The sequence below is a fragment of the Flavobacterium sp. MEB061 genome (assembly GCF_000834715.1).
Taxonomy (GTDB): domain Bacteria; phylum Bacteroidota; class Bacteroidia; order Flavobacteriales; family Flavobacteriaceae; genus Flavobacterium; species Flavobacterium pectinovorum.
The window spans coordinates 21369-41396 of sequence record NZ_JXQR01000016.1; the positions used below are offsets into that span (position 1 = coordinate 21369).

Sequence of the window (20028 nt, forward strand, 5' to 3'; positions counted from 1 at the left end):
AATTCAAAAGAAAAAGACGGCATCTACAATTTAATATATAACCTTTATCACTACAAAATATAATCGGTATTAATGAAGTTTGATTCCTTGCTGTTTAACAATTCCTGCAAAATTTCATTATTGTAAGCGATATCTTTTGAAGCTACAAACGTACGAATTGAGAATGAACGCAATGCATCCGGGATACTTAAGGTTCCTACGGCAGAATCTTTACGACCTGTGAAAGGGAAAGCATCCGGGCCTCTTTGGCAAGAACTGTTCAGGTTTACTCTGCACACTAAATTCACTAAAGAATCAATAAGTGGAGCCAAAGTTTTAATATCTTTTCCGAACAAACTTACTTGTTGTCCGTAATTTGATTCGGCCATATCATCCAGAGGTTCGTCAATATGTTTAAATGAGATAATTGGCACTACAGGTCCAAATTGTTCTTCGTGATAAACTCTCATTTCTTTATTTACCGGAAATAAAACTGCCGGAAAAATATAATTTTCGGTATGTTTTCCACCTTTTTCATTCAGGATTTTTGCTCCTTTAGAAGTTGCATCATCAATTAATCCCTGAATATAGGCTGGTTTATCTGTTTCAGGAAGCGGAGTCAACGAAGCGTTTTTATCCCAAGGATTTCCAAATACTAATGCGTCAACTTTTTCAGAAAAACGTCTGTTGAATTCTTCTGCAATAGATTCGTGAACGTATAATACCTTTAGAGCCGTACAACGCTGTCCGTTAAAAGATAAAGAACCTGCAATACATTCCTGAATTGCCAAATCCAAATCGGCATCCGGTAAAACGATCGCCGGGTTTTTGGCTTCTAAACCTAAAATCAAACGTAATCTGTTTTTATTAGGGTGTTGATCCTGCAAAGCAATCGCTGATTTACTGTTCCCGATTAATGCCAAAACATCAATTTTTCCTGATTTCATGATTGGAGAAGCAATTTCACGGCCTCTGCCATAAACAATATTGATTACACCTTTTGGAAAACTGCTTCTAAAAGCATGCAATAATGGCGAAATACATAAAACACCATGTTTTGCCGGTTTAAAAATTACAGTATTTCCCATAATCAAAGCCGGAATCAATAACGAAAAAGTTTCGTTAAGCGGGTAATTGTAAGGTCCAAGGCATAAAACAACACCCAAAGGTCCGCGACGAATCATGGCATTTACACCTTGTACTTTTTCAAAATGAGAACTACGTCCGTTTAGTTCTTTATAACTATCAATCGTATCCTGAATATATTCTACCGTTCTGTCAAATTCTTTTTGCGAATCGCCAAGATTTTTTCCAATTTCCCACATCAAAAGTTTCACCACTTCTTCGCGGGTATCCTTCATTTGTCTTACGAAATTCTCCATGCATTTAATTCGGTCTGCCACTTTCATCGTTGGCCATAAGCCCTGACCTTTATGGTATGCACCATTGGCAGCCTCCACAACTTCTGCCGCTTCTTTTTCTCCCATAAACGGGATTGATCCTAATAATGTTGGCGAGTATTTTTCTGTAGAAGAAATCGTCGAAAAAACAGGAGTTGTTTGTCCTGTCCATTGTTTCAATTCTCCATTTACAAGATAAGTGTCTTGATTTATTAGTGTTTTAATCTGATATTCTTCGGGTATAAAACTCATAATCTGGTAATTTTTATAGTTTGGTTATTAATAGCAATTTCAAAAGAAAAAAGAGGCCTTTTATGCCTCTTCTTCACTTTTATGGGTTTATAGTTTCGCCTTCCCAATCCAGGATTCCGCCAAGCAGGTTATAGGCATTTTGTATACCTAACTCATTCATTACCTGACATGCTTTGGCACTTCTTGCCCCAGAACGGCAATACACATAATAATTTTTATTTTTGTCAAGTTCTTCGATTTCATAAATAAATCCCTGACCTTTATTGATATCAATATTTACGGCATTTTCGATATAACCGTCATTAAATTCGTCTTCAGTTCTTACGTCCAGTATAACTGCATTCTCGTCAGCAGCAAGCTGATTAACCCAATCTTCTTGTGATAAATTCATAATATGTGTTTTTTGTAAAATTACGACGTTTCTATTAATTAAAAACGTACCAAATGCGATTTCGATTATTATTCTCAGAAAACGTTTTAGAGAAAGTATAATAATCAGTGAAATACAAATTTACTTACTATTTTTAAAAATATAGTCTATAAAATCGATGGAAAATAGGTTTTTTGCATTTACCTAAAATACATCTTAAAAATAGTTTTCTGACAATTAATAACGTTTCAATCTGCTATCTTTGTATAATATTATGTTCTTTAATCTTAATTTGATAAAAAAAGTTCACCACGACCCGAGCGATAGCGAACAGGCGAAGCAATTGCTCTATTTTTCACGAATAAATTAGTGATGAAGTTTTTTTGCCACAGATTAAAAAATTAAAATGATTAAAATTGTTCGCCACGAATCGCACTAATTTTCACTTATTAATTCGTGAATTCGTGGCAAAAAAACAAACCAGATACATGCAAAATTCATTACAAAACATATTTCCCAATTTCTCCAGCGAACTTATTTCTACTATTGAAGAAAATGGAAGCGCACAGGATTTTGAAGCAGGAACCATTTTAATGCGTACCGGACAATACATTAAAAACACAGTTTTGATTACCAAAGGAAAAATCAAAATTTATCGGGAAGGTGAAGATGGAGGAGAATTTTTAATGTATTATTTACAACCGGGACAAGCGTGTGCAATTTCTATGATTTGCACTGCCAAAAGCGAAAAAAGTCAGATTATGGCAAAAGTTGTCGAAGATGTTTCGGTCATGATGATTCCGCTGCAAATGATGGACAAATGGATGATGGAACACAGAACATGGTATGAATTTGTAATTGAAACTTATCGAAGCCGTTTTGAAGAAGTCTTAGAAGTTGTTGATAATATTGCTTTCCGTTCTATGGACGAGCGTTTAGAATTTTATCTAAAAAGACATTCTGATGCCTGTGGCTGTTCTGAAGTAAAATTATCGCATCAGGAAATCGCAACCGAATTAAATACTTCACGCGAAGTCGTATCCAGATTACTCAAAAAAATGGAACAACGAGGTCTGGTCAAACTTAACCGCAACCAAATTGAATTATTAAACACGAATTTCACGAATTAACACTAAGTTTTTTTTCTAACCATTAAGAGATTAAGGAAAATTAAGACTAACTGCTTAATTTTCTTTATTGAAGATTAAGATAAAAGAAGTACAGCTTAATTATCTTAATATCTTAATGGTAAAAAAATATTTTTATCCAGAGATTTACTTGTGTGATAAATGTTACTGTACATTTCTAATTAACGAAGCACCTTTGCATAAAAACAAATGCAATGGAATATTTAGGCTATTTTGCTTCAATCATTATCGGGATTTCGCTTGGCTTAATTGGTGGTGGCGGATCTATATTAACTATTCCGATTTTGGTTTATTTGTTTAAAGTAAATCCCGAGCAAGCCACTTCTTATTCTTTATTTATTGTTGGATTAACCGCAATGTTTGGGAGTTACAGCCATTACAAAATGGGAAACCTCAAACTAAAATCGGCTTTGTATTTTGCGATTCCTTCTGTGATTTCTATTCTGATTATTCGTGAAGTTATTTTTCCGCAGATTGCTTCTACCCTTTTTTCAATTGCTTCTTATTCTGTTTCCAAAGATTTTCTGATTATGATCATCTTTTCGGTATTGATGATTACGGCAGCAATTTCTATGATTCGAAAAAACCAACCCGAAATAAAAGGCGCAGAAACGAATTACTTTCAACTTAGTTTTATAGGTTTTATTGTTGGAATCATAACCGGGTTTCTGGGTGCCGGCGGAGGATTTTTGATTATTCCTGCCCTTCTCTTCTTCGCGAAATTACCCATGAAACAGGCCGTTGGAACTTCATTATTAATTATTTCAATCAATTCTTCGATAGGCTTCGCAGGAGATTTATACATCGGAACCCCCATAAATTATCCTTTTTTATTAGGTGTTTCGGCAATGGCACTTATCGGAATGTTATTAGGAAGTCAGCTTTCTAAAAAAATCGACGGAACAAAACTGAAACCTATTTTTGGCTGGTTTGTTCTCGTTATGGGATTTTATATTATCACAAAAGAGGTTTTATTTTAGTTCACTTGTAGAGTAATCTTTGTCAAAGTTTTAAATTTTGACAAAGATGAAACTAAAAAAATCCGTTTATTTCAGGGAATAAGCGGATTTGTATTTTTTGGGCGTTTCCTTCGGCCGGGCTATTTGCTATATCTTTTTTTTGGCAGAAAAAGCCAAAAAAAAAGATACCGCTCCTATCCCTAACGCAGACTTGTGTAAATTGAGGTTTCAACATTTCATAATTTTAAACAATTGTAAGTTTGTCTTTTGGAAACTTAAGTAAAACATGATATAAATATACTTTGTGATTTTCTCTCATGTGACAAGTTTTAAAAATTTTTTGATTTGTATATTTTAGATCATTTAAAACTTCTTCACTTTCTCCTATGAGTTGATAATTATAAACAAGATCAATGTTGAGAAAGTTTTTATAATTAACTGTAAATTCGAAAAACTTACCATCATCAACATTACAATAGACAAGAACAAACTTTACTAATAGACCTTTATTGTCATAATTTTTTTCAAGCTTATTTATGTGACTAGTTATATATTTTTTATCAATGTAACTTAAATTTAGTGCTTCTATATAATATTCATTAAGCTTTTTGTCTCCAATAATTCCATCTAATGAGCCTGCTTTTTTTCCAGTGGACGAATTTCCTATTTGTGATTGATCTGATGTTTTATAATGTTTAGATAAGATATCCAAGACTTGTTTTGTTCTAGCATTTTCATCTTGACTATCATTAAAAATTTTATTATCCTGCATTTTTCCACATGCAAAAAGAATATCTTCTAAAACTTTCTTTTCTCTTGCTTTCTTAACTTCATTAGGGATATTTTTTATTACACTCGGAAATATTAGTTTAAATCTATTTTTTATATTCGTTAATAAAATATTATTGTAGCTTATCAAATATGAACAAATCTCTCTTTGAATATTATTTGTTTTAGATTCTAACCTAAAATTTTCAAGAAAATTATTTGATTTAATGATTTTCTTGAAAACAGCATCTAAAATCATTTTTCCCTTAATTTTAGAACTATCTGCAATTATTTTTTCAATTGAAGAGAATGACTCGTAACACCATTTTACTAGAACATTTTCAAAAAAATAATCAAATGCCTGTAAATCAAAGTCATCTAAAAAATCTTTATAATTCAATTCTGTAAAATAGTGAAATTCACTAAATTTATCTTGTGCAAAATATTCTTCTTTTGATATTTCACTACTTTCAAAATCAGTAAAAGCATAACTAATTTCAGACCCAAAACTATAAATATTATATCTTGAATCATTAATATTAGCTTCATATTCAGCTTTCGTAGTTTCTTGTGTTCCTAAATTCTCAACACAAGTAAATTTTCTTATTATTTGCGTTTTTTCGTGATTTACTTCTCCACTAATATATTCCTCTATTTCATCTCCTGTCTTACCATATTTTCTAACAATTTCATCTAAATCATAATCGTTTTCAATAATTAGTTTTTTATGTTTTACTTTTTTCAATAAATTCATTATACCAATATTTACGCTATAATTATTAATTATTTAATTCGTGCAATTCGTGGCGAATAAAAAACAATCTAATGCTCCCCATACCCAATATCATCCATCTTCCCACTAAAAACGCGATATTGAATAATAAAATAAATAATCACCAAAAACAAAGCGATAAAAAACCAGCTTAATCCTGCATTTAAACCGTATTCTCCGGCTGCAGTATTATAAATCGTAAGAGATGGATTTACTTTATTTGTTGAAGGCAAAACATTTGGGAAAATTGAAACAGCTGTTGAAGCAAATCCGCCGACAAGAAATAAAGACGAGAATATAAATCCGTGGCCATCTTTTTTGAAGGAACGTACTTTGAATAATCCTAAAATACCAACAAAAGCCATTACAGGGAAAAACCAAAGAATTGGTGTTTCAATAAAATTATGAAACGGTTCAGGCTCGATAAAATGCCAGATTTGCAGCGAAATGCAAACCAAAACCAATAAACCAATATTCAGTTTGAAAACCATATTTTTAAGTTGCGGATTCAAGTCTGAATTGGTTTTAAAAATAATCCAGTTGGCACCGTGAATCATTAAAGCGACAACGCTTACGATTCCCAGAAAAAGTGTAAACCAATCTATAATTCCCAGCTCATTTGCCTGCGGACTAAAAGTTGGATTCCATAAAGGCAAAAAGAAAAAATGGGGTTCCTGTGTTGAAACTCCGTTTTGCACCATTCCCAGATTGACGCCGCGAACGATATTTCCTAAAGCAATTCCGAAGAACAGTGCTAAAAGCAAACTCGCAATTCCGAAGGCTTTATCCCAAATTGCTTCCCACATTGGGTGATGCACCTGTCCGCGCATTTCTAATCCTATGGCACGAAAAATTAAAAGCCATAAAATCATGATCAAAGGCAAATAAAATCCGCTGAAAGAAGAAGCATATAAAGTTGGGAAAGCAAAAAATAAAACTCCCCCGGCAGCGATCAACCAAACTTCATTGGCATCCCAAAACGGACCAATGGAATTTGTGATTGCTTTTTTATCTTTTTCTGTTTTAGCAAAAAATAAATGTATTATTCCTGCTCCAAAATCATAACCGTCCAGTACAATGTAAACGGCCAGAATTCCCATTAAAACTACGTACCAAAAAAATTCCATACTTATATTTTTTCTGTTGAAAGTTCCACATGATGCGGACCTTTATTGATAATTTTTCCAATTAAAAGCAAAAACAGCATACCGAGTAAAAGATACAAACCGATAAAGCCTAATAAGGTAAATAAAGTATTTCCTGATGAAACGGTTGGCGATGCACCTTCTGCAGTTCGCAGCAAATTATAAACAAGCCAGGGCTGTCTTCCTAATTCTGCTGTGTACCAACCTGTTGTATTGGCGATATACGGAAACGGCATCATAAACATGAGTGACCATAAAATCCATTTAGTTTGGTATAATTTTCCTCTAACTAATTGAAAAAGTGCTAAAACCATTAATCCAATAAAAATAGTTCCGAGCCCAACCATAATATGATATGCATAATACAATCCTGAAATATTTGTTGGATGTAAATCTTCTTCAAACTGGTCTAAACCTTTGATTTCCTGATCCCAGTTTCCGTAAGTCAGGAAACTCAAAATATTTGGAACTGCGATTTTATTGTCTAGTTTTTTGTCTTTTACATCGGGCTGACCAATTAAAACAATTTCTGAACCTTTTTTCTCGGTATGAAAAATTCCTTCCATCGCGGCAAAAGTTACGGGTTGGTATTTCACAACGTTTTTAGCCAGTAAATCTCCCGTTGGAACAGCGACAATAACACTAGAAATCAATCCGAAAATTACTCCTGTTTTAAGAAATAATCTTCCAAAAGAAACGTTCTTCTGACTCAAAATATAAAAAGCACCAATTCCGGCTACGACAAATGAGCTCGTTACCAAAGAAGCCGCCTGATTGTGTAAATATGAAGGCCACAACCACGGATTGAGAAACAAGGCTTTGAAATTCGTAAGGACAAATTTCCCGTTTTCAAGGATTTCATAACCAACCGGATTCTGCATCCACGAATGTGTGGCAATAATCAGATAACCGCTCGCCCAGGAACCAATCATAATTAATAACCCGGTGACAAAATGCCATTTATGTCCGAGAAGTTTTTCTCCAAATAAAAATATTCCAAGAAATGAGGATTCTAAAAAGAAGGAAAACATGCCTTCCATCGCCAAAGTCTGACCAATAATTCCGCCTGTTAATTCAGAGAATTTAGCCCAATTGGTTCCAAACTGAAACTCCATCGGAATTCCGGTCACAACGCCCATTGCAAAATTCAGGGCGAAAATTTTCATCCAGAAATGCGTGGCATGATTGTATTGTTCGTTTTTGGTTTTGAGGTATTTCCATTTAAAATAAACAATGATCAGCGAAAGACCCATTGTAAGTTGCGGAAAAAGATAGTGAAAGGTAATGGTGAAGGCAAATTGCATTCGGTCATAAAAAAGCATTTCTTCCATGAGTGGTATTTGTTTATGAAGTCCCACAAATTTACCCATTAAAACCCGAAATTCCTGCCTTAAAAAAAACTTTATACCCTGATATTTGTTAAACTTTTCAACAAAACATAGCCCGCAGTTTCAACCGCGGGAACTCATGCAAAATCATCATACGTTTCCCACGGTTGAAACCGCGGGCTATGTTTAATCATTTTTTCAAAATTCCTTTTGCTACGCTTTCATTTATTAAACTTTCAGCGTAATTCCATACAATTTCGGAACCATCTTTTATCACACTCTTTTTTTCGTAAACCTTATCGTATTTTACATCAAACTCTTTCCAGGTTCCTCCGTTGTTTGAGGTGTTTTGCAATAATGGTTCTAATCTGTCCATTGCTTTTGCAAATTTGGCCTCATTGGTTTCACCAGCTTCAAATTCTTCCCAAACTGCAATTAATTCTTCAGCTTGTTTTTTGGGCAATAAACCAAAAATGCGATTTGCCGCCAATCGTTCCTCATCTGTATTACAATGATTTTTTTCAGAATCGTATATAAAAACATCACCGGAATCAATTTCGACAATATCATGAATCAAAACCATTTTTACTACTTTCAAAACATCAATTGGTTCATTTGAATGTTCAGCCAGAACAATCGTCATTAATGCCAAATGCCAACTGTGTTCTGCATCATTTTCATTTCGGTCGCTATTGAACAATTTCGTTTTTCGCTGAATATATTTTACTTTATCAATTTCTTTTATAAAAGCAATTTGATTCAATAAATCTTCTGTCTTCATAATGATTTTGTTAGGCTGTAAAATTACGTAGATTTTTTTTCTACTATATAAATGATGTTAAGTTCAATTATGTAGAATTATTACTTAATTTACTTCTATGATAAAATCCTCAAATTTTTACACAAAAATCAAATTTGTGTAACATTAGTCACTCATTTTAAGTAAAAACTAAGTTACCTTTGTATTCCCTTATTTTTACAACACATATCATGAAAATAGAACAAATCTACACCGGATGTTTAGCACAAGGTGCATATTATATTACCTCAAACGGAGAAGCAGCTATTATCGACCCACTTAGAGAAATCCAGCCTTATTTGGATCGTTTAGAGCGCGATCAGGTAAAATTGAAATATATTTTTGAAACGCATTTTCACGCTGATTTCGTTTCAGGTCATATCGATCTAAGCAAAGAAACTCAGGCACCAATTGTTTACGGGCCAAATGCGGCTTGCGAATTTGACTGCATTTCTGCAAAAGACGGACAGGAATTCAAACTTGGAAATGTGACGATTAAAGCGTTGCATACTCCCGGGCATACTATGGAAAGCACCACATATTTATTGATAGATGAAAACGGAAAAGATCACGCTATTTTCTCTGGAGACACTTTATTTATTGGTGATGTTGGCCGTCCCGATTTGGCTCAAAAAGCTGCTGGAATGACTCAGGATGAATTAGCCGGGATTTTATTTCATTCACTTAGAGATAAAATTATGACGCTGGCAGATGACGTAATCGTTTATCCTGCGCATGGTGCCGGAAGCGCTTGTGGAAAAAATATGAGTAAAGAAACGGTTTCGACAATTGGAAATCAAAAAGCGACAAATTATGCTTTGCGTGCCAATATGACCGAAGCAGAATTTATTAAAGAAGTTACAGACGGATTATTACCTCCGCCAGCCTATTTCAGTATGAACGTGGCCATGAACAAAGGCGGTTACGAAAGCTTTGAAACAGTTTTGCATAACGGGATGAAAGCCATTAAAGCAACAGAATTTGAAGCTGTTGCCGAAGAAACCGGAGCATTGATTTTAGATACCCGAAAAAGTGCTGATTTCTACAAAGGATTTATTCCGCAATCTATTAATATAGGAATCAATGGTGATTTTGCACCGTGGGTTGGAACTTTAGTTGCTGATGTAAAACAACCTATTATATTAGTTACCGAAAATGGTCTTGAAGAAGAAACCGTAACACGTTTAAGCCGTGTAGGTTTTGATACAATTATTGGACATCTTGAAGGTGGTTTTGAGGCTTGGCAAAAAGCAGGTTTTGAAGTGGATACGGTGAACCGAATTTCGGCTGAGCAATTTGCTGATAAATTCAATATTAAAGAAGATAAAATTATTGATGTTCGTAAAGAAACTGAATACGAAGCGGAACACATAGAAGATGCTTACAGTAAACCACTTGCTTACATAAATGACTGGGTAAAAGACATTAACCCAAATGAGCATTTTTATTTGCATTGCGCAGGAGGATATCGCAGTATGATTGCGGCTTCGATTTTGCAAGCTCGCGGTTTCAGAAATTTTACCGAAATTGACGGAGGTTTTGGAGCCATTGCAAAAACAAATATTCCAAAATCTGATTTTGTTTGTCAGAGCAAGGTGTTGAAAGCATAATTTTTATTTACCATTAAGATATTAAGTTTATTAAGTTACTGTATCTTAAAAGTATTGAACATAAATTTTACCATTAAGATATTAAGAAAATTAAGCTAGTAATACTTAATTTTCTTTATCAAGTTTCATTAAGCTGCCAAATCTTAATTCCCTTAATATCTTAATGGTAAAAAATAAAAATCTAATTTTTAAAATAAACTATGAACCTACTAGAAATTTTAAGAGAACCTTGGCCTTGGTATGTTGCAGGTCCGTTGATTGGGTTGACTGTCCCAATTTTGTTGATTATTGGCAATAAGTCGTTTGGAATTAGTTCTTCATTACGCCATATTTGTGCAGCTTGCATTCCGGCGAATATTTCCTTTTTTAAATACGACTGGAAAAAAGAAAGCTGGAATTTATTTTTCGTTTTCGGAATTTTTCTTGGTGGAATCATAGCAGCTTATTTTCTATCAAATCCAAATCAGGTTGAAATTACACCACAGCTCTCCCAACAATTAGCATCTTATGGAATCACAGATCATTCTGGTTTATTGCCAAAAGAACTTTTTTCCTGGGAAAGTTTATTTACACTTCGTGGCTTTATCATGATTGTCGTTGGTGGATTTTTAGTTGGTTTTGGAACGCGTTATGCGGGCGGCTGTACGAGCGGTCATGCGATTATGGGAATTTCAAACTTGCAATGGCCTTCATTAGTAGCAACAATCTGTTTTATGATTGGCGGTTTTATTATGGCAAATTTGATTTTGCCTTATATTCTTGCACTTTAGGATATTCTTTCACTTTAAAATTTCAAAAATGAATAATTTAGAAAATAAAAATACAGATACAGAAGGAATCAACGGAAGTCAATTGAAAGATTCCGGATTCTCAAACCTAAAATATCTTTTGGTTGGAATCTTTTTCGGAATTGTATTCGTAAAAGCAGAAATCATTAGTTGGTTTCGTATTCAGGAAATGTTTCAATTACAATCTTTCTTTATGTATGGCGTAATTGGAAGTGCAGTTGTGGTTGGAATAATCTCTGTTCAAATAATCAAAAGATTTAATATCAAAACAATCCAGGGTGAAAAAATAGAAATTCAGCCTAAAACTTTCAGCAAAGGACAAATTTATGGCGGATTAATGTTTGGTTTTGGATGGGCAATAACCGGAGCCTGTCCTGGTCCATTATTTGCGCAAATAGGTACTGGAGTAACCGTAATTTTAGTAACTTTATTAAGTGCTATTTTAGGAACATGGTTTTATGGTTTGATAAAAGATAAACTTCCTCATTAATTTTTTTTCGATTTAAAATATCAAACCCGACAGATTCTTAAAACCTGTCGGGTTTGCCTTTTTAATAACTTTCCCTGAGTTGCTCTTTTAAATCTATTAACAGACAAATTTTAAAAATAGGTTTGGTTTCATTTTCTTTAGTTATGTTTGTTAAAAATAATACCCGCCAAAACAATCCATAAATATGAAACGTTCAGAACAGTTATCAATATTAAAAAACACTGAAAAGTGGGACGTTATTATAATAGGTGGCGGAGCTAGCGGTTTAGGGACAGCTCTTGATGCCGCAAGCAGAGGATACAAAACTATTTTGCTCGAAGCTGTAGATTTTGCAAAAGGAACTTCCAGCAGAAGTACCAAACTTGTTCATGGCGGTGTGCGCTATCTGGAACAGGGAGATATTCATTTGGTAAGAGAGGCACTAAAAGAAAGAGGTTTATTGGCAAAAAATGCAAGTCATTTAGTCAAAAACCAATCTTTTGTAATTCCAAATTATAATTGGTGGGGCGGCTGGTTTTATACTTTCGGATTGAAAATCTATGATTTATTATCAGGGCGTTTAAGTTTTGGCAGTTCAAAATATATTTCAAAGAAAAAAACAATCGAAATGCTACCCGCCGTTGAAAGGAAAGGCTTGATAAGCGGTGTTATTTATCATGACGGGCAATTTGATGATTCGCGTTTAGCCATTAATCTCGCACAAACTGCTATTGAAAAAGGAGCGTGTCTTTTAAATTATTCCAAAGTCATAAACTTATTAAAAGACGATAAAAACCAAATTATTGGTGTTTTGGCAATTGATCATGAAACAGGTGACAGATACGAAATAAAAGGAGCTGCCATCATTAATGCAACAGGCGTTTTTACAAATGCTATAATGAAACTGAATGACAAGGTTTATAAAAAATATATTGTTCCAAGTCAGGGAATTCATCTCGTATTTGACAAATCTTTTCTACCGGGTGAACACGCTTTAATGATTCCTAAAACAAGTGACGGAAGAGTTTTATTTGCAGTTCCCTGGCATAATTATATTGTTGTGGGAACTACTGATACATTAATAAAAAAACACAGTTTAGAACCTATCGCTCTGGAAAGTGAAATTGAATTTGTATTGCAGACTGCTCAGCGTTTTTTATCAAAAAAACCAACCAGAGCCGATGTTTTATCTGTTTTTGCCGGTTTACGTCCTTTGGCAGCTCCGGAGGAAGAAGGAAAAAGTACCAAAGAAGTTTCCAGAAGTCATAAAATTATTGTTTCAGAAACAGGCTTGATTACAATTACCGGAGGAAAATGGACTACTTACAGAAAAATTTCTGAGGACATTATAAACAAAGCAATCAAAACAGGTAAACTTCCTAAAAAAGATTGTAATACGGAGTTTCTTCCTATTCATGGAAATAAAGCTACTTCTGCCTTAGATAGAGAAAATCATTTATATATCTACGGTTCGGATATCCCAAAAATAATTGAATTACAACAAAACGAACCCGAATTAAAAGAGAAATTACATCACGATCACGAATTTACAATGGCAGAAGTTGTTTGGGCTATTCGACATGAAATGGCCAGAACTGTTGATGATATTTTAGCAAGACGTGTTCGCTTACTATTCTTAGATGCCAGAGCCGCAATTGAATCATCTGAAAAAGTAGCGAGAATACTTGCCAAAGAAATAGGACATAATGAAGTCTGGATCAACAAAGAAATTTTAAACTTTAAAGAAATTTCTAAAGGTTTTTTACTGCCTGAATTTCAACAAGCCTTTCTTAATAAGGGCAAAAAACCTGCTTAGTACGCTCCTATCCCAAATCAATTTCAGAATAAAATTATAGGAAACCATTTTATTATCAGTCAAATAACATCTTAATCAAAATTTTGCATTACTTTTATACTAATTCTATAGACTTTATGAAGTTATAATAGTTGTTAATTTGAATTAACAAAAAATTAACACAACACTTGTATATACAACTATTAAAAGTTATACATTTGTATATACAAATTATACACTTACGACTATGACAATTGAAGAGGTTATTAAAAGTACAGTTAAGATGGATAATGCGAAAAAAGTTATTCTGAATATCATGTACACGCAAAACGTGATTCAGGATCATTTCAGCGAGTTGATGAAACCGTATGATTTATCCGGAGAACAATATAATGTGCTACGTATATTAAGAGGGCAAAAAGGTAATCCTGCTAATATGTGTGTGATCCAGGAACGAATGCTTGCTAAAACCAGCAACACTACTAGATTGGTTGACAAACTGTTGCTAAAAGATTATGTTACAAGAAATGTTTGCCCTGGCAATAGAAGAAAGATAGAAGTATCAATCACTCAAAAAGGATTGGATGTTTTAAAAGAATTAGATCCGAAAGTAGATGAACACGAGCGTTCATTTGCCAGAAATATAAGCCCGGAAGAATTAGAATTATTAAATCGATTATTAGAAAAATACCGAACCCAACAAAATTAATATTATGAGTACATTATTAGAAAATTTGAACTGGAGATATGCAACAAAAAAGTTTGATGCAACAAAAAAAATCTCAGATGCAGATTTAAATACTTTAAAAGAAGCTGTTAGATTAGCTGCTTCTTCATACGGATTACAACCATACAAAGTTATTATCGTAGAAAATCCTGAATTAAGAGAGCAATTAAAAGCTGCTGCTTACGGACAAACTCAAATTACAGATGCATCTCAATTATTCATTTTTGCAAATGACTTAAATGCAGGACCAGAATCTGTAGCAGCTTATATTAAAAACATAAGTGAAACAAGAGGTCTTCCTACTGAAGCTTTAGGCGGATTTGCGGATATGATGAATGGTGTGATCTCAAACTTATCACAAGAGGCTAAAAATATCTGGACAGCCAAACAAACTTATATCGCTTTAGGAACTTTATTAGCTGCTGCTGCGGAATTAAAAATCGACGCAACTCCAATGGAAGGTTTCAATGCAGCTGCATTTAACGAAATTTTAGGTTTCGATAAATTAGGCTTAAACGCTTCAGTTATTGCAACTGTAGGTTACAGACATGATGAGGACGACGCTCAGCATTACAAAAAAGTTAGAAAATCTCACGAAGAATTATTTATCACTATATAATTATTATTAATCCAAAATCAATTTTAACAAAATGAAAAATTTAAAAACAATTGCAATAGCATTATTCGTAGCAGCGGCTAGTATTTCAGTAAATGCTCAAACTAAAAAAATTGACGTTAAAGCATCTACTATCAAATGGGTAGGTAAAAAAGTAACTGGAGAGCACTCTGGAACTGTAAACTTTAAAGACGGAGCTTTAGTTTTCAAAGGGAAAAAATTAACTGGTGGTAGTTTTACTGTTGATATGACTTCTTTAACTGCAACTGATTTAACTGGAGAATACCAAGGAAAATTGAATGGTCACTTAAAAGCTGACGATTTCTTTGGAACTGACAAATTTCCAACTGCAAAATTAGTTTTCAAAACTATCGGAGCTAAAGCAACTGACGTTTATACTGTAACTGCTGATTTAACTATCAAAGGAATCACTAAACCTGTAACTTTTGACATCACTGTAGCTGGAAACACTGCTACAACTGCATTTAAAGTTGACAGAACTAAATATGATATCAAATACAACTCTGGTAACTTCTTCGAAAACTTAGGAGACAAAACTATCAATGACGATTTCGAATTAACTGTAGCTTTAAAATTCTAATATTTTAGACTTACTGATTCAAAATTTAGAAAACCCCAAAAGTTTAGGCTTTTGGGGTTTCTTTTTTATACTTTTCACAATAATAACGTTCTTAACACTTAAATAACCCTTTCATAACAACCCACAATGTTTTGATTAACATACGGCTTTTAATTTTGGAGTACTTAAAAAATCAAAAACTAGAAATCCAAATTATAGTTATGAAAACAAAAATCAGCATTGCAATTCTAAGCATTCTAAGCAGTTTTTTTCTACAGGCACAACAACAAAGAGGAATTGTTGGCACCACAAACTGGATGAACAACTGGACTAATTTTAAACCTGCCAACACAGAATATAGCGAAGCTAGCAATATTATTGCAGGAACGATTGACAAAGACACCAAATTATACAAACGAAACACTTATCAATTGGTTGGTACTGTTTATGTAACCAACAATGCTGTTTTAACTATCGAACCGGGAACTGTAATTCGCGGAGATGACAAAAGCTGCGGAACATTAGTAATAACAAATGGCTGCAAAATAATGGCTGAAGGTTTAGAAACAGACCCTATCATTTTTACATCAAACAAGGATGTTTTGGACAGAAAACCAGGTGACTGGGGTGGAATTGTTATTATGGGAAAAGCTCCAATAAATAGCCTTGGAGGATTGCACACTTTACCTTTTGATCTTGATCCTTTGTTAAATCATTATGGTGGTCAGGATGCCGAAGACAATTCCGGAATTTTAAAATATGTGAGAATCGAATATTCAGGAAGAAAATTAAGTGCTTTGAAAGAACTCAATGGGCTTTCATTAGCCGCAGTTGGAAAAAAGACAGTTTTAAGTAACATCCAAATTAGTTTTTCAAACGATGATTCATTTGAATGTTATGGAGGAAATTTAGACATGAACAACTTAGTTTCTTACAGAACTACTGATGATGATTTTGATTTTACACAGGGAGCACAAATTAATATTAGCAACAGTATTGCTATTCGCCATCCTTTTTCATCAGATATTTCAGGTTCAAGATGTTTTGAAATTGATTCTTATGATAAAATCGAAAATACAGACATCAATAAATTGACTAAAATAAATGCCTCAAACATTACACTTATTAATCTGGAAGAAAATAATCAGGGCCTGGTTAGAGAATCTATTCATATAAAAGAAAATACATTTTTTAATCTAACAAATAGTATTGTATCCGGTTTTACCCCTTTTGTAATATTGGAAGGAAATATTGGAAATGGAGATGCCAATTTATCTAAAATCAACTTCAAAAATGTAATTGTAAACAATTGCCAGGGCGAAATTACAAGTGAATCAAGCAGTAATGACGCGGGAATTAAAAGTTATTACAGCAAACCGCAATTTGCTTTGGATTTTACTAAAATCAGAAACATTGATTTATTTACAACGCCTAATATCAAAGGAAGTCCAGATTTTAGAGTAAACCAAAATAACACTATTGCAATTGGAAACTAAGTAATTAAAACCATCTTATCTGTCGAAATTTAACAAATTTGTAGATTTAGAAAAGTTTTTTTTCAAATTTTATGTATTCTAATCCAAATTACATTTATATATTTGTGACATCAAAATAAGATATGAAAACAACAATGAACAATATTTGGTGGTGGAAGAATTTACGTCAATCGTCGTGAACAAAGCTTCCTATGGTATTGTAAACTATAAATTTAAAAGGCTTGTCATCACGACAAGCCTTTTTTTTTGGTCGAAACTCAAGTGAAATAAATTAAAATTAAAAACAACATACTTTGAAACCTTTTATACTCAACACACACTACAAACAAATTCTGGCAGACACGATTACGCCAGTAAGTATTTATTTTAAAATAAGAGATAAATTTCCTAATAGTTTATTATTGGAAAGTAGTGATTATCATGGAAATGACAACAGTTTCTCTTACATCTGCTGCAATCCGATTGCGACGATTAAAATCGAAAACGAAACAATTTCAAAAACTTTTCCTGACGGAACTACAGAAAAAATTTCAATTGATGCAACGACTAATATTCCAGAAGTAATTCAGGAATTTTCAAGTCAGTTTCAATCAGAAAAAAATGATTTTAAATTTATCAATAACGGTTTGTTTGGATACATTTCTTATGATGCCGTTCGTTATTTCGAGAAGGTTTCAATTGCTAAAAAAGACAATGCAACCTCAATTCCGGATGTATTTTACGCCGTTTATCAAAACATTATTGCAATTAATCACTTTAAAAATGAAGCTTACATTTTTTGTCATAGCGTTGATGGAAGAAACAACATTTCGGAAATTGAGCAATTACTTCAATCTAGAAATATAGCTTCATATAAATTCACCAAGGAAGGCGAAGGTTTCTCTAACTTAACAGATGAGGAATTTAAACACAATGTGGCTTTAGCCAAAAAGCATTGTTTCCGCGGAGATGTATTTCAATTGGTATTATCACGTCGTTTTACACAAGGTTTCAAAGGTGATGAATTCAATGTTTACAGAGCTTTACGCAGTATAAATCCGTCTCCTTATTTGTTCTTTTTTGATTATGGAGATTTCAAAATATTTGGGTCTTCGCCCGAGGCACAAATTATCGTAAAAAACAGAAAAGCAGAAATTCACCCAATCGCCGGAACTTTTAAAAGAACCGGAAATGACGAGCGTGATGCACTTTTAGCCAAAGAACTTTCGGAAGATAAAAAAGAAAACAGCGAACACGTAATGCTTGTTGATTTGGCCAGAAATGATTTAAGCAGAAACGGACATGATGTAAACGTTGAGAAATACAGAGAAGTTCAGTTTTTCTCGCACGTAATTCACTTAGTTTCAAAAGTTACAGGACATTTACATGAAAAAGCTACCACGATGCAGGTCGTTGCAGATACTTTTCCGGCAGGAACTTTAAGCGGTGCACCAAAACACAGAGCGATGCAATTGATTGAAGATTACGAAAAAACAAATCGTAATTTCTACGGAGGTGCAATTGGTTTTATGGATTTTAATGGAAACTTTAATCACGCCATTATGATTCGAACTTTCCTTAGTAAAAATCATCAATTGCATTGTCAGGCCGGAGCGGGAATTGTAGCAAGTTCTGACGAAGAAAGCGAAATGCAGGAGGTTTATAATAAATTAAGAGCGTTGAATACAGCGCTTGAAATGGCGGAGAAAATATAGTTTTTCAATCTAAGTTTTTATTCGCAGTGACTGGGACACAGAATGATTAATAATATGTCTCCCGAGGTTAAAACCTCGGGCAATATTTTAAAAGCAAAATAAAAAGAATGTTATATAAACATAGCCAACGGTTTCAACCGTTGGAGACAAGATTGATAAAAAACCGAAACAATTAACAAACAAACCATAAAACCATAAATAATCATGAAAAAAGCAATTTCAATTTTATTTTTAATCATTAGCATAACAGCTTGCAATTCGGAAAAAAAGGAGACTCCAATTGAAGGAACCTGGCGACTTATTTCAGCAGAAACGACAGAAAAAGATTCAACGTTCTCGACTTTCAATCCAAAAACAAAAATGATTAAAATTATAAATGATACTCATTTTGCTTTTTTTAATCATGACTTAAATAATGGAAAAGACAGCACAGCAGCAGTATTCTTTGGCGGAGGCGGAAAATACACTTTAAAAGATAGTATTTACACCGAGAATCTGGAATATTTCAATAACCGCCAATGGGAAAATGGAAAATTTGAGTTCGTAGTAAAAATCAAAAATGATACACTAACTCAAAAAGGAGTAGAAAAAGTAGAAAAATTAGGAATCGACCGTATCATTACAGAAAAGTACGTTCGAGAGAAATAAAAAAATAAAAAAGTTTCAAGTTTCAGGTTTCAGGTTTCACGTTGTTGGAACCTGAAACAAAAAAAACTTGAAACCTGAAACAAAATTAAGACATGAAAAAAATATTAGTTATAGACAATTACGATAGTTTCACTTATAATCTAGTGCATTATCTGGAAGATTTAAACTGTGAAGTTACCGTTTACAGAAACGATGAATTTGAAATTGATGAAATCGCAACTTTCGATAAAATTCTACTTTCACCAGGTCCCGGAATTCCGAATGAAGCGGGATTATTAAAAGCTGTAATCGAAAAATATGCTCCAACAAAAAGTATTCTTGGCGTTTGTTTGGGACAACAAGCAATTGGCGAAGTTTTTGGCGGAACGCTTTCAAACCTTGATAAAGTGTATCACGGTGTTGCAACGAATGTAAAAAAAGTAGTTTCAGATGAAATTTTGTTTGAAGGTTTAGGCAACGAATTCGAAGTTGGAAGATACCATTCATGGGTTGTAGACGCTAATCTGCCAGACGTTCTTGAAGCAACTTCAATTGATGAAAACGGTCAAATTATGTCATTAAGACACAAAACGTTTGACGTAAGAGGTGTTCAGTTTCATCCGGAAAGTGTTTTGACACCAAAAGGAAAATTAATTTTAGAGAATTGGATAAAAAACTAATATACAGTCACAGTTTAAAACTTTAG

General features: G+C 33.4%; 19 protein-coding genes. 13 read left to right on the top strand and 6 right to left on the bottom strand.

Translation table 11 applies throughout. The features are described from left to right. Positions 1 to 50: 50 nt before the first annotated feature. Both RT99_RS10080 and RT99_RS10085 read right to left on the bottom strand, forming a co-directional pair. Complete coding sequence (locus RT99_RS10080) at positions 51 to 1631, bottom strand: NADP-dependent glyceraldehyde-3-phosphate dehydrogenase (RefSeq protein ID WP_042564628.1); 1581 nt, start codon at positions 1629 to 1631, stop codon at positions 51 to 53. A 79-nt stretch (positions 1632 to 1710) separates the two neighbouring features. Beyond that, complete coding sequence (locus RT99_RS10085; protein WP_042564629.1) at positions 1711 to 2022, bottom strand: rhodanese-like domain-containing protein; 312 nt, start codon at positions 2020 to 2022, stop codon at positions 1711 to 1713. A 467-nt stretch (positions 2023 to 2489) separates the two neighbouring features. Between RT99_RS10085 and RT99_RS10090 the strand changes: the two genes are divergently transcribed. Continuing rightward, positions 2490 to 3131, top strand: coding sequence for a Crp/Fnr family transcriptional regulator (locus RT99_RS10090; RefSeq protein ID WP_042564693.1), 642 nt, complete (start codon positions 2490 to 2492; stop codon positions 3129 to 3131). A gap of 212 nt (positions 3132 to 3343) precedes the next feature. Beyond that, a complete protein-coding gene (locus RT99_RS10095) occupies positions 3344 to 4129 on the top strand; it encodes a sulfite exporter TauE/SafE family protein (RefSeq protein WP_042564630.1) in 786 nt (261 codons plus the stop codon). Positions 4130 to 4352: 223 nt separating this feature from the next. Here RT99_RS10095 and RT99_RS10100 read toward each other — a convergent pair whose 3' ends face one another. The 4 genes from RT99_RS10100 to RT99_RS10115 form a co-directional block, all read right to left on the bottom strand. Continuing rightward, on the bottom strand, positions 4353 to 5630 hold the full coding sequence (locus tag RT99_RS10100) for a hypothetical protein (protein ID WP_042564631.1): 1278 nt from the start codon (positions 5628 to 5630) through the stop codon (positions 4353 to 4355). Positions 5631 to 5698: 68 nt separating this feature from the next. After that, a complete protein-coding gene (gene cydB / locus RT99_RS10105) occupies positions 5699 to 6775 on the bottom strand; it encodes a cytochrome d ubiquinol oxidase subunit II (RefSeq protein ID WP_042564632.1) in 1077 nt (358 codons plus the stop codon). 2 nt (positions 6776 to 6777) lie between these two features. Next, positions 6778 to 8124, bottom strand: coding sequence for a cytochrome ubiquinol oxidase subunit I (locus RT99_RS10110; RefSeq protein WP_042564633.1), 1347 nt, complete (start codon positions 8122 to 8124; stop codon positions 6778 to 6780). A gap of 187 nt (positions 8125 to 8311) precedes the next feature. Further along, positions 8312 to 8902 (bottom strand): HD family hydrolase, encoded by a 591-nt coding sequence (locus tag RT99_RS10115; RefSeq protein WP_042564634.1) that lies wholly within the window; start codon positions 8900 to 8902, stop codon positions 8312 to 8314. Positions 8903 to 9111: 209 nt separating this feature from the next. Here RT99_RS10115 and RT99_RS10120 point away from each other — a divergent pair, with 209 nt between their 5' ends. From RT99_RS10120 to RT99_RS10170, 11 genes are all read left to right on the top strand, one after another. After that, positions 9112 to 10530: a rhodanese-like domain-containing protein gene (locus RT99_RS10120; RefSeq protein ID WP_042564635.1), complete on the top strand. Its 1419-nt coding sequence runs from the start codon at positions 9112 to 9114 to the stop codon at positions 10528 to 10530. Positions 10531 to 10730: 200 nt separating this feature from the next. Then, on the top strand, positions 10731 to 11300 hold the full coding sequence (locus RT99_RS10125; RefSeq protein ID WP_042564636.1) for a YeeE/YedE family protein: 570 nt from the start codon (positions 10731 to 10733) through the stop codon (positions 11298 to 11300). Between the two features lie 28 nt (positions 11301 to 11328). Beyond that, entirely contained in the window at positions 11329 to 11808 is a 480-nt protein-coding gene (locus RT99_RS10130; RefSeq protein ID WP_042564637.1) for a DUF6691 family protein, read from the top strand. A 184-nt stretch (positions 11809 to 11992) separates the two neighbouring features. Continuing rightward, positions 11993 to 13603, top strand: coding sequence for a glycerol-3-phosphate dehydrogenase/oxidase (locus RT99_RS10135; RefSeq protein WP_042564638.1), 1611 nt, complete (start codon positions 11993 to 11995; stop codon positions 13601 to 13603). Between the two features lie 226 nt (positions 13604 to 13829). Further along, complete coding sequence (locus tag RT99_RS10140) at positions 13830 to 14291, top strand: MarR family winged helix-turn-helix transcriptional regulator (RefSeq protein WP_042564639.1); 462 nt, start codon at positions 13830 to 13832, stop codon at positions 14289 to 14291. A gap of 4 nt (positions 14292 to 14295) precedes the next feature. Continuing rightward, complete coding sequence (locus RT99_RS10145) at positions 14296 to 14928, top strand: NAD(P)H-dependent oxidoreductase (RefSeq protein WP_042564640.1); 633 nt, start codon at positions 14296 to 14298, stop codon at positions 14926 to 14928. Between the two features lie 31 nt (positions 14929 to 14959). Continuing rightward, a complete protein-coding gene (locus tag RT99_RS10150) occupies positions 14960 to 15526 on the top strand; it encodes a YceI family protein (protein ID WP_042564641.1) in 567 nt (188 codons plus the stop codon). Positions 15527 to 15726: 200 nt separating this feature from the next. Beyond that, positions 15727 to 17001, top strand: coding sequence for a hypothetical protein (locus RT99_RS10155; RefSeq protein WP_042564694.1), 1275 nt, complete (start codon positions 15727 to 15729; stop codon positions 16999 to 17001). A gap of 293 nt (positions 17002 to 17294) precedes the next feature. Continuing rightward, complete coding sequence (locus tag RT99_RS10160) at positions 17295 to 18695, top strand: anthranilate synthase component I family protein (protein WP_042564642.1); 1401 nt, start codon at positions 17295 to 17297, stop codon at positions 18693 to 18695. A gap of 204 nt (positions 18696 to 18899) precedes the next feature. Continuing rightward, the gene (locus RT99_RS10165) at positions 18900 to 19343 is read left to right on the top strand and encodes a hypothetical protein (RefSeq protein WP_042564643.1); all 444 of its coding nucleotides are present in this window, start codon (positions 18900 to 18902) and stop codon (positions 19341 to 19343) included. A gap of 92 nt (positions 19344 to 19435) precedes the next feature. Next, the gene (locus RT99_RS10170) at positions 19436 to 20002 is read left to right on the top strand and encodes an aminodeoxychorismate/anthranilate synthase component II (protein WP_042564644.1); all 567 of its coding nucleotides are present in this window, start codon (positions 19436 to 19438) and stop codon (positions 20000 to 20002) included. Positions 20003 to 20028 lie beyond the last annotated feature (26 nt).

Bases quoted from the DNA above. Each gene is read 5' to 3' on its own strand.
- RT99_RS10080 (WP_042564628.1), bottom strand. From the start codon at position 1,631: ATGAGTTTTATACCCGAAGAATATCAGATTAAAACACTAATAAATCAA.
- RT99_RS10085 (WP_042564629.1), bottom strand. From the start codon at position 2,022: ATGAATTTATCACAAGAAGATTGGGTTAATCAGCTTGCTGCTGACGAG.
- RT99_RS10090 (WP_042564693.1), top strand. From the start codon at position 2,490: ATGCAAAATTCATTACAAAACATATTTCCCAATTTCTCCAGCGAACTT.
- RT99_RS10095 (WP_042564630.1), top strand. From the start codon at position 3,344: ATGGAATATTTAGGCTATTTTGCTTCAATCATTATCGGGATTTCGCTT.
- RT99_RS10100 (WP_042564631.1), bottom strand. From the start codon at position 5,630: ATGAATTTATTGAAAAAAGTAAAACATAAAAAACTAATTATTGAAAAC.
- cydB (WP_042564632.1), bottom strand. From the start codon at position 6,775: ATGGAATTTTTTTGGTACGTAGTTTTAATGGGAATTCTGGCCGTTTAC.
- RT99_RS10110 (WP_042564633.1), bottom strand. From the start codon at position 8,124: ATGGAAGAAATGCTTTTTTATGACCGAATGCAATTTGCCTTCACCATT.
- RT99_RS10115 (WP_042564634.1), bottom strand. From the start codon at position 8,902: ATGAAGACAGAAGATTTATTGAATCAAATTGCTTTTATAAAAGAAATT.
- RT99_RS10120 (WP_042564635.1), top strand. From the start codon at position 9,112: ATGAAAATAGAACAAATCTACACCGGATGTTTAGCACAAGGTGCATAT.
- RT99_RS10125 (WP_042564636.1), top strand. From the start codon at position 10,731: ATGAACCTACTAGAAATTTTAAGAGAACCTTGGCCTTGGTATGTTGCA.
- RT99_RS10130 (WP_042564637.1), top strand. From the start codon at position 11,329: ATGAATAATTTAGAAAATAAAAATACAGATACAGAAGGAATCAACGGA.
- RT99_RS10135 (WP_042564638.1), top strand. From the start codon at position 11,993: ATGAAACGTTCAGAACAGTTATCAATATTAAAAAACACTGAAAAGTGG.
- RT99_RS10140 (WP_042564639.1), top strand. From the start codon at position 13,830: ATGACAATTGAAGAGGTTATTAAAAGTACAGTTAAGATGGATAATGCG.
- RT99_RS10145 (WP_042564640.1), top strand. From the start codon at position 14,296: ATGAGTACATTATTAGAAAATTTGAACTGGAGATATGCAACAAAAAAG.
- RT99_RS10150 (WP_042564641.1), top strand. From the start codon at position 14,960: ATGAAAAATTTAAAAACAATTGCAATAGCATTATTCGTAGCAGCGGCT.
- RT99_RS10155 (WP_042564694.1), top strand. From the start codon at position 15,727: ATGAAAACAAAAATCAGCATTGCAATTCTAAGCATTCTAAGCAGTTTT.
- RT99_RS10165 (WP_042564643.1), top strand. From the start codon at position 18,900: ATGAAAAAAGCAATTTCAATTTTATTTTTAATCATTAGCATAACAGCT.
- RT99_RS10170 (WP_042564644.1), top strand. From the start codon at position 19,436: ATGAAAAAAATATTAGTTATAGACAATTACGATAGTTTCACTTATAAT.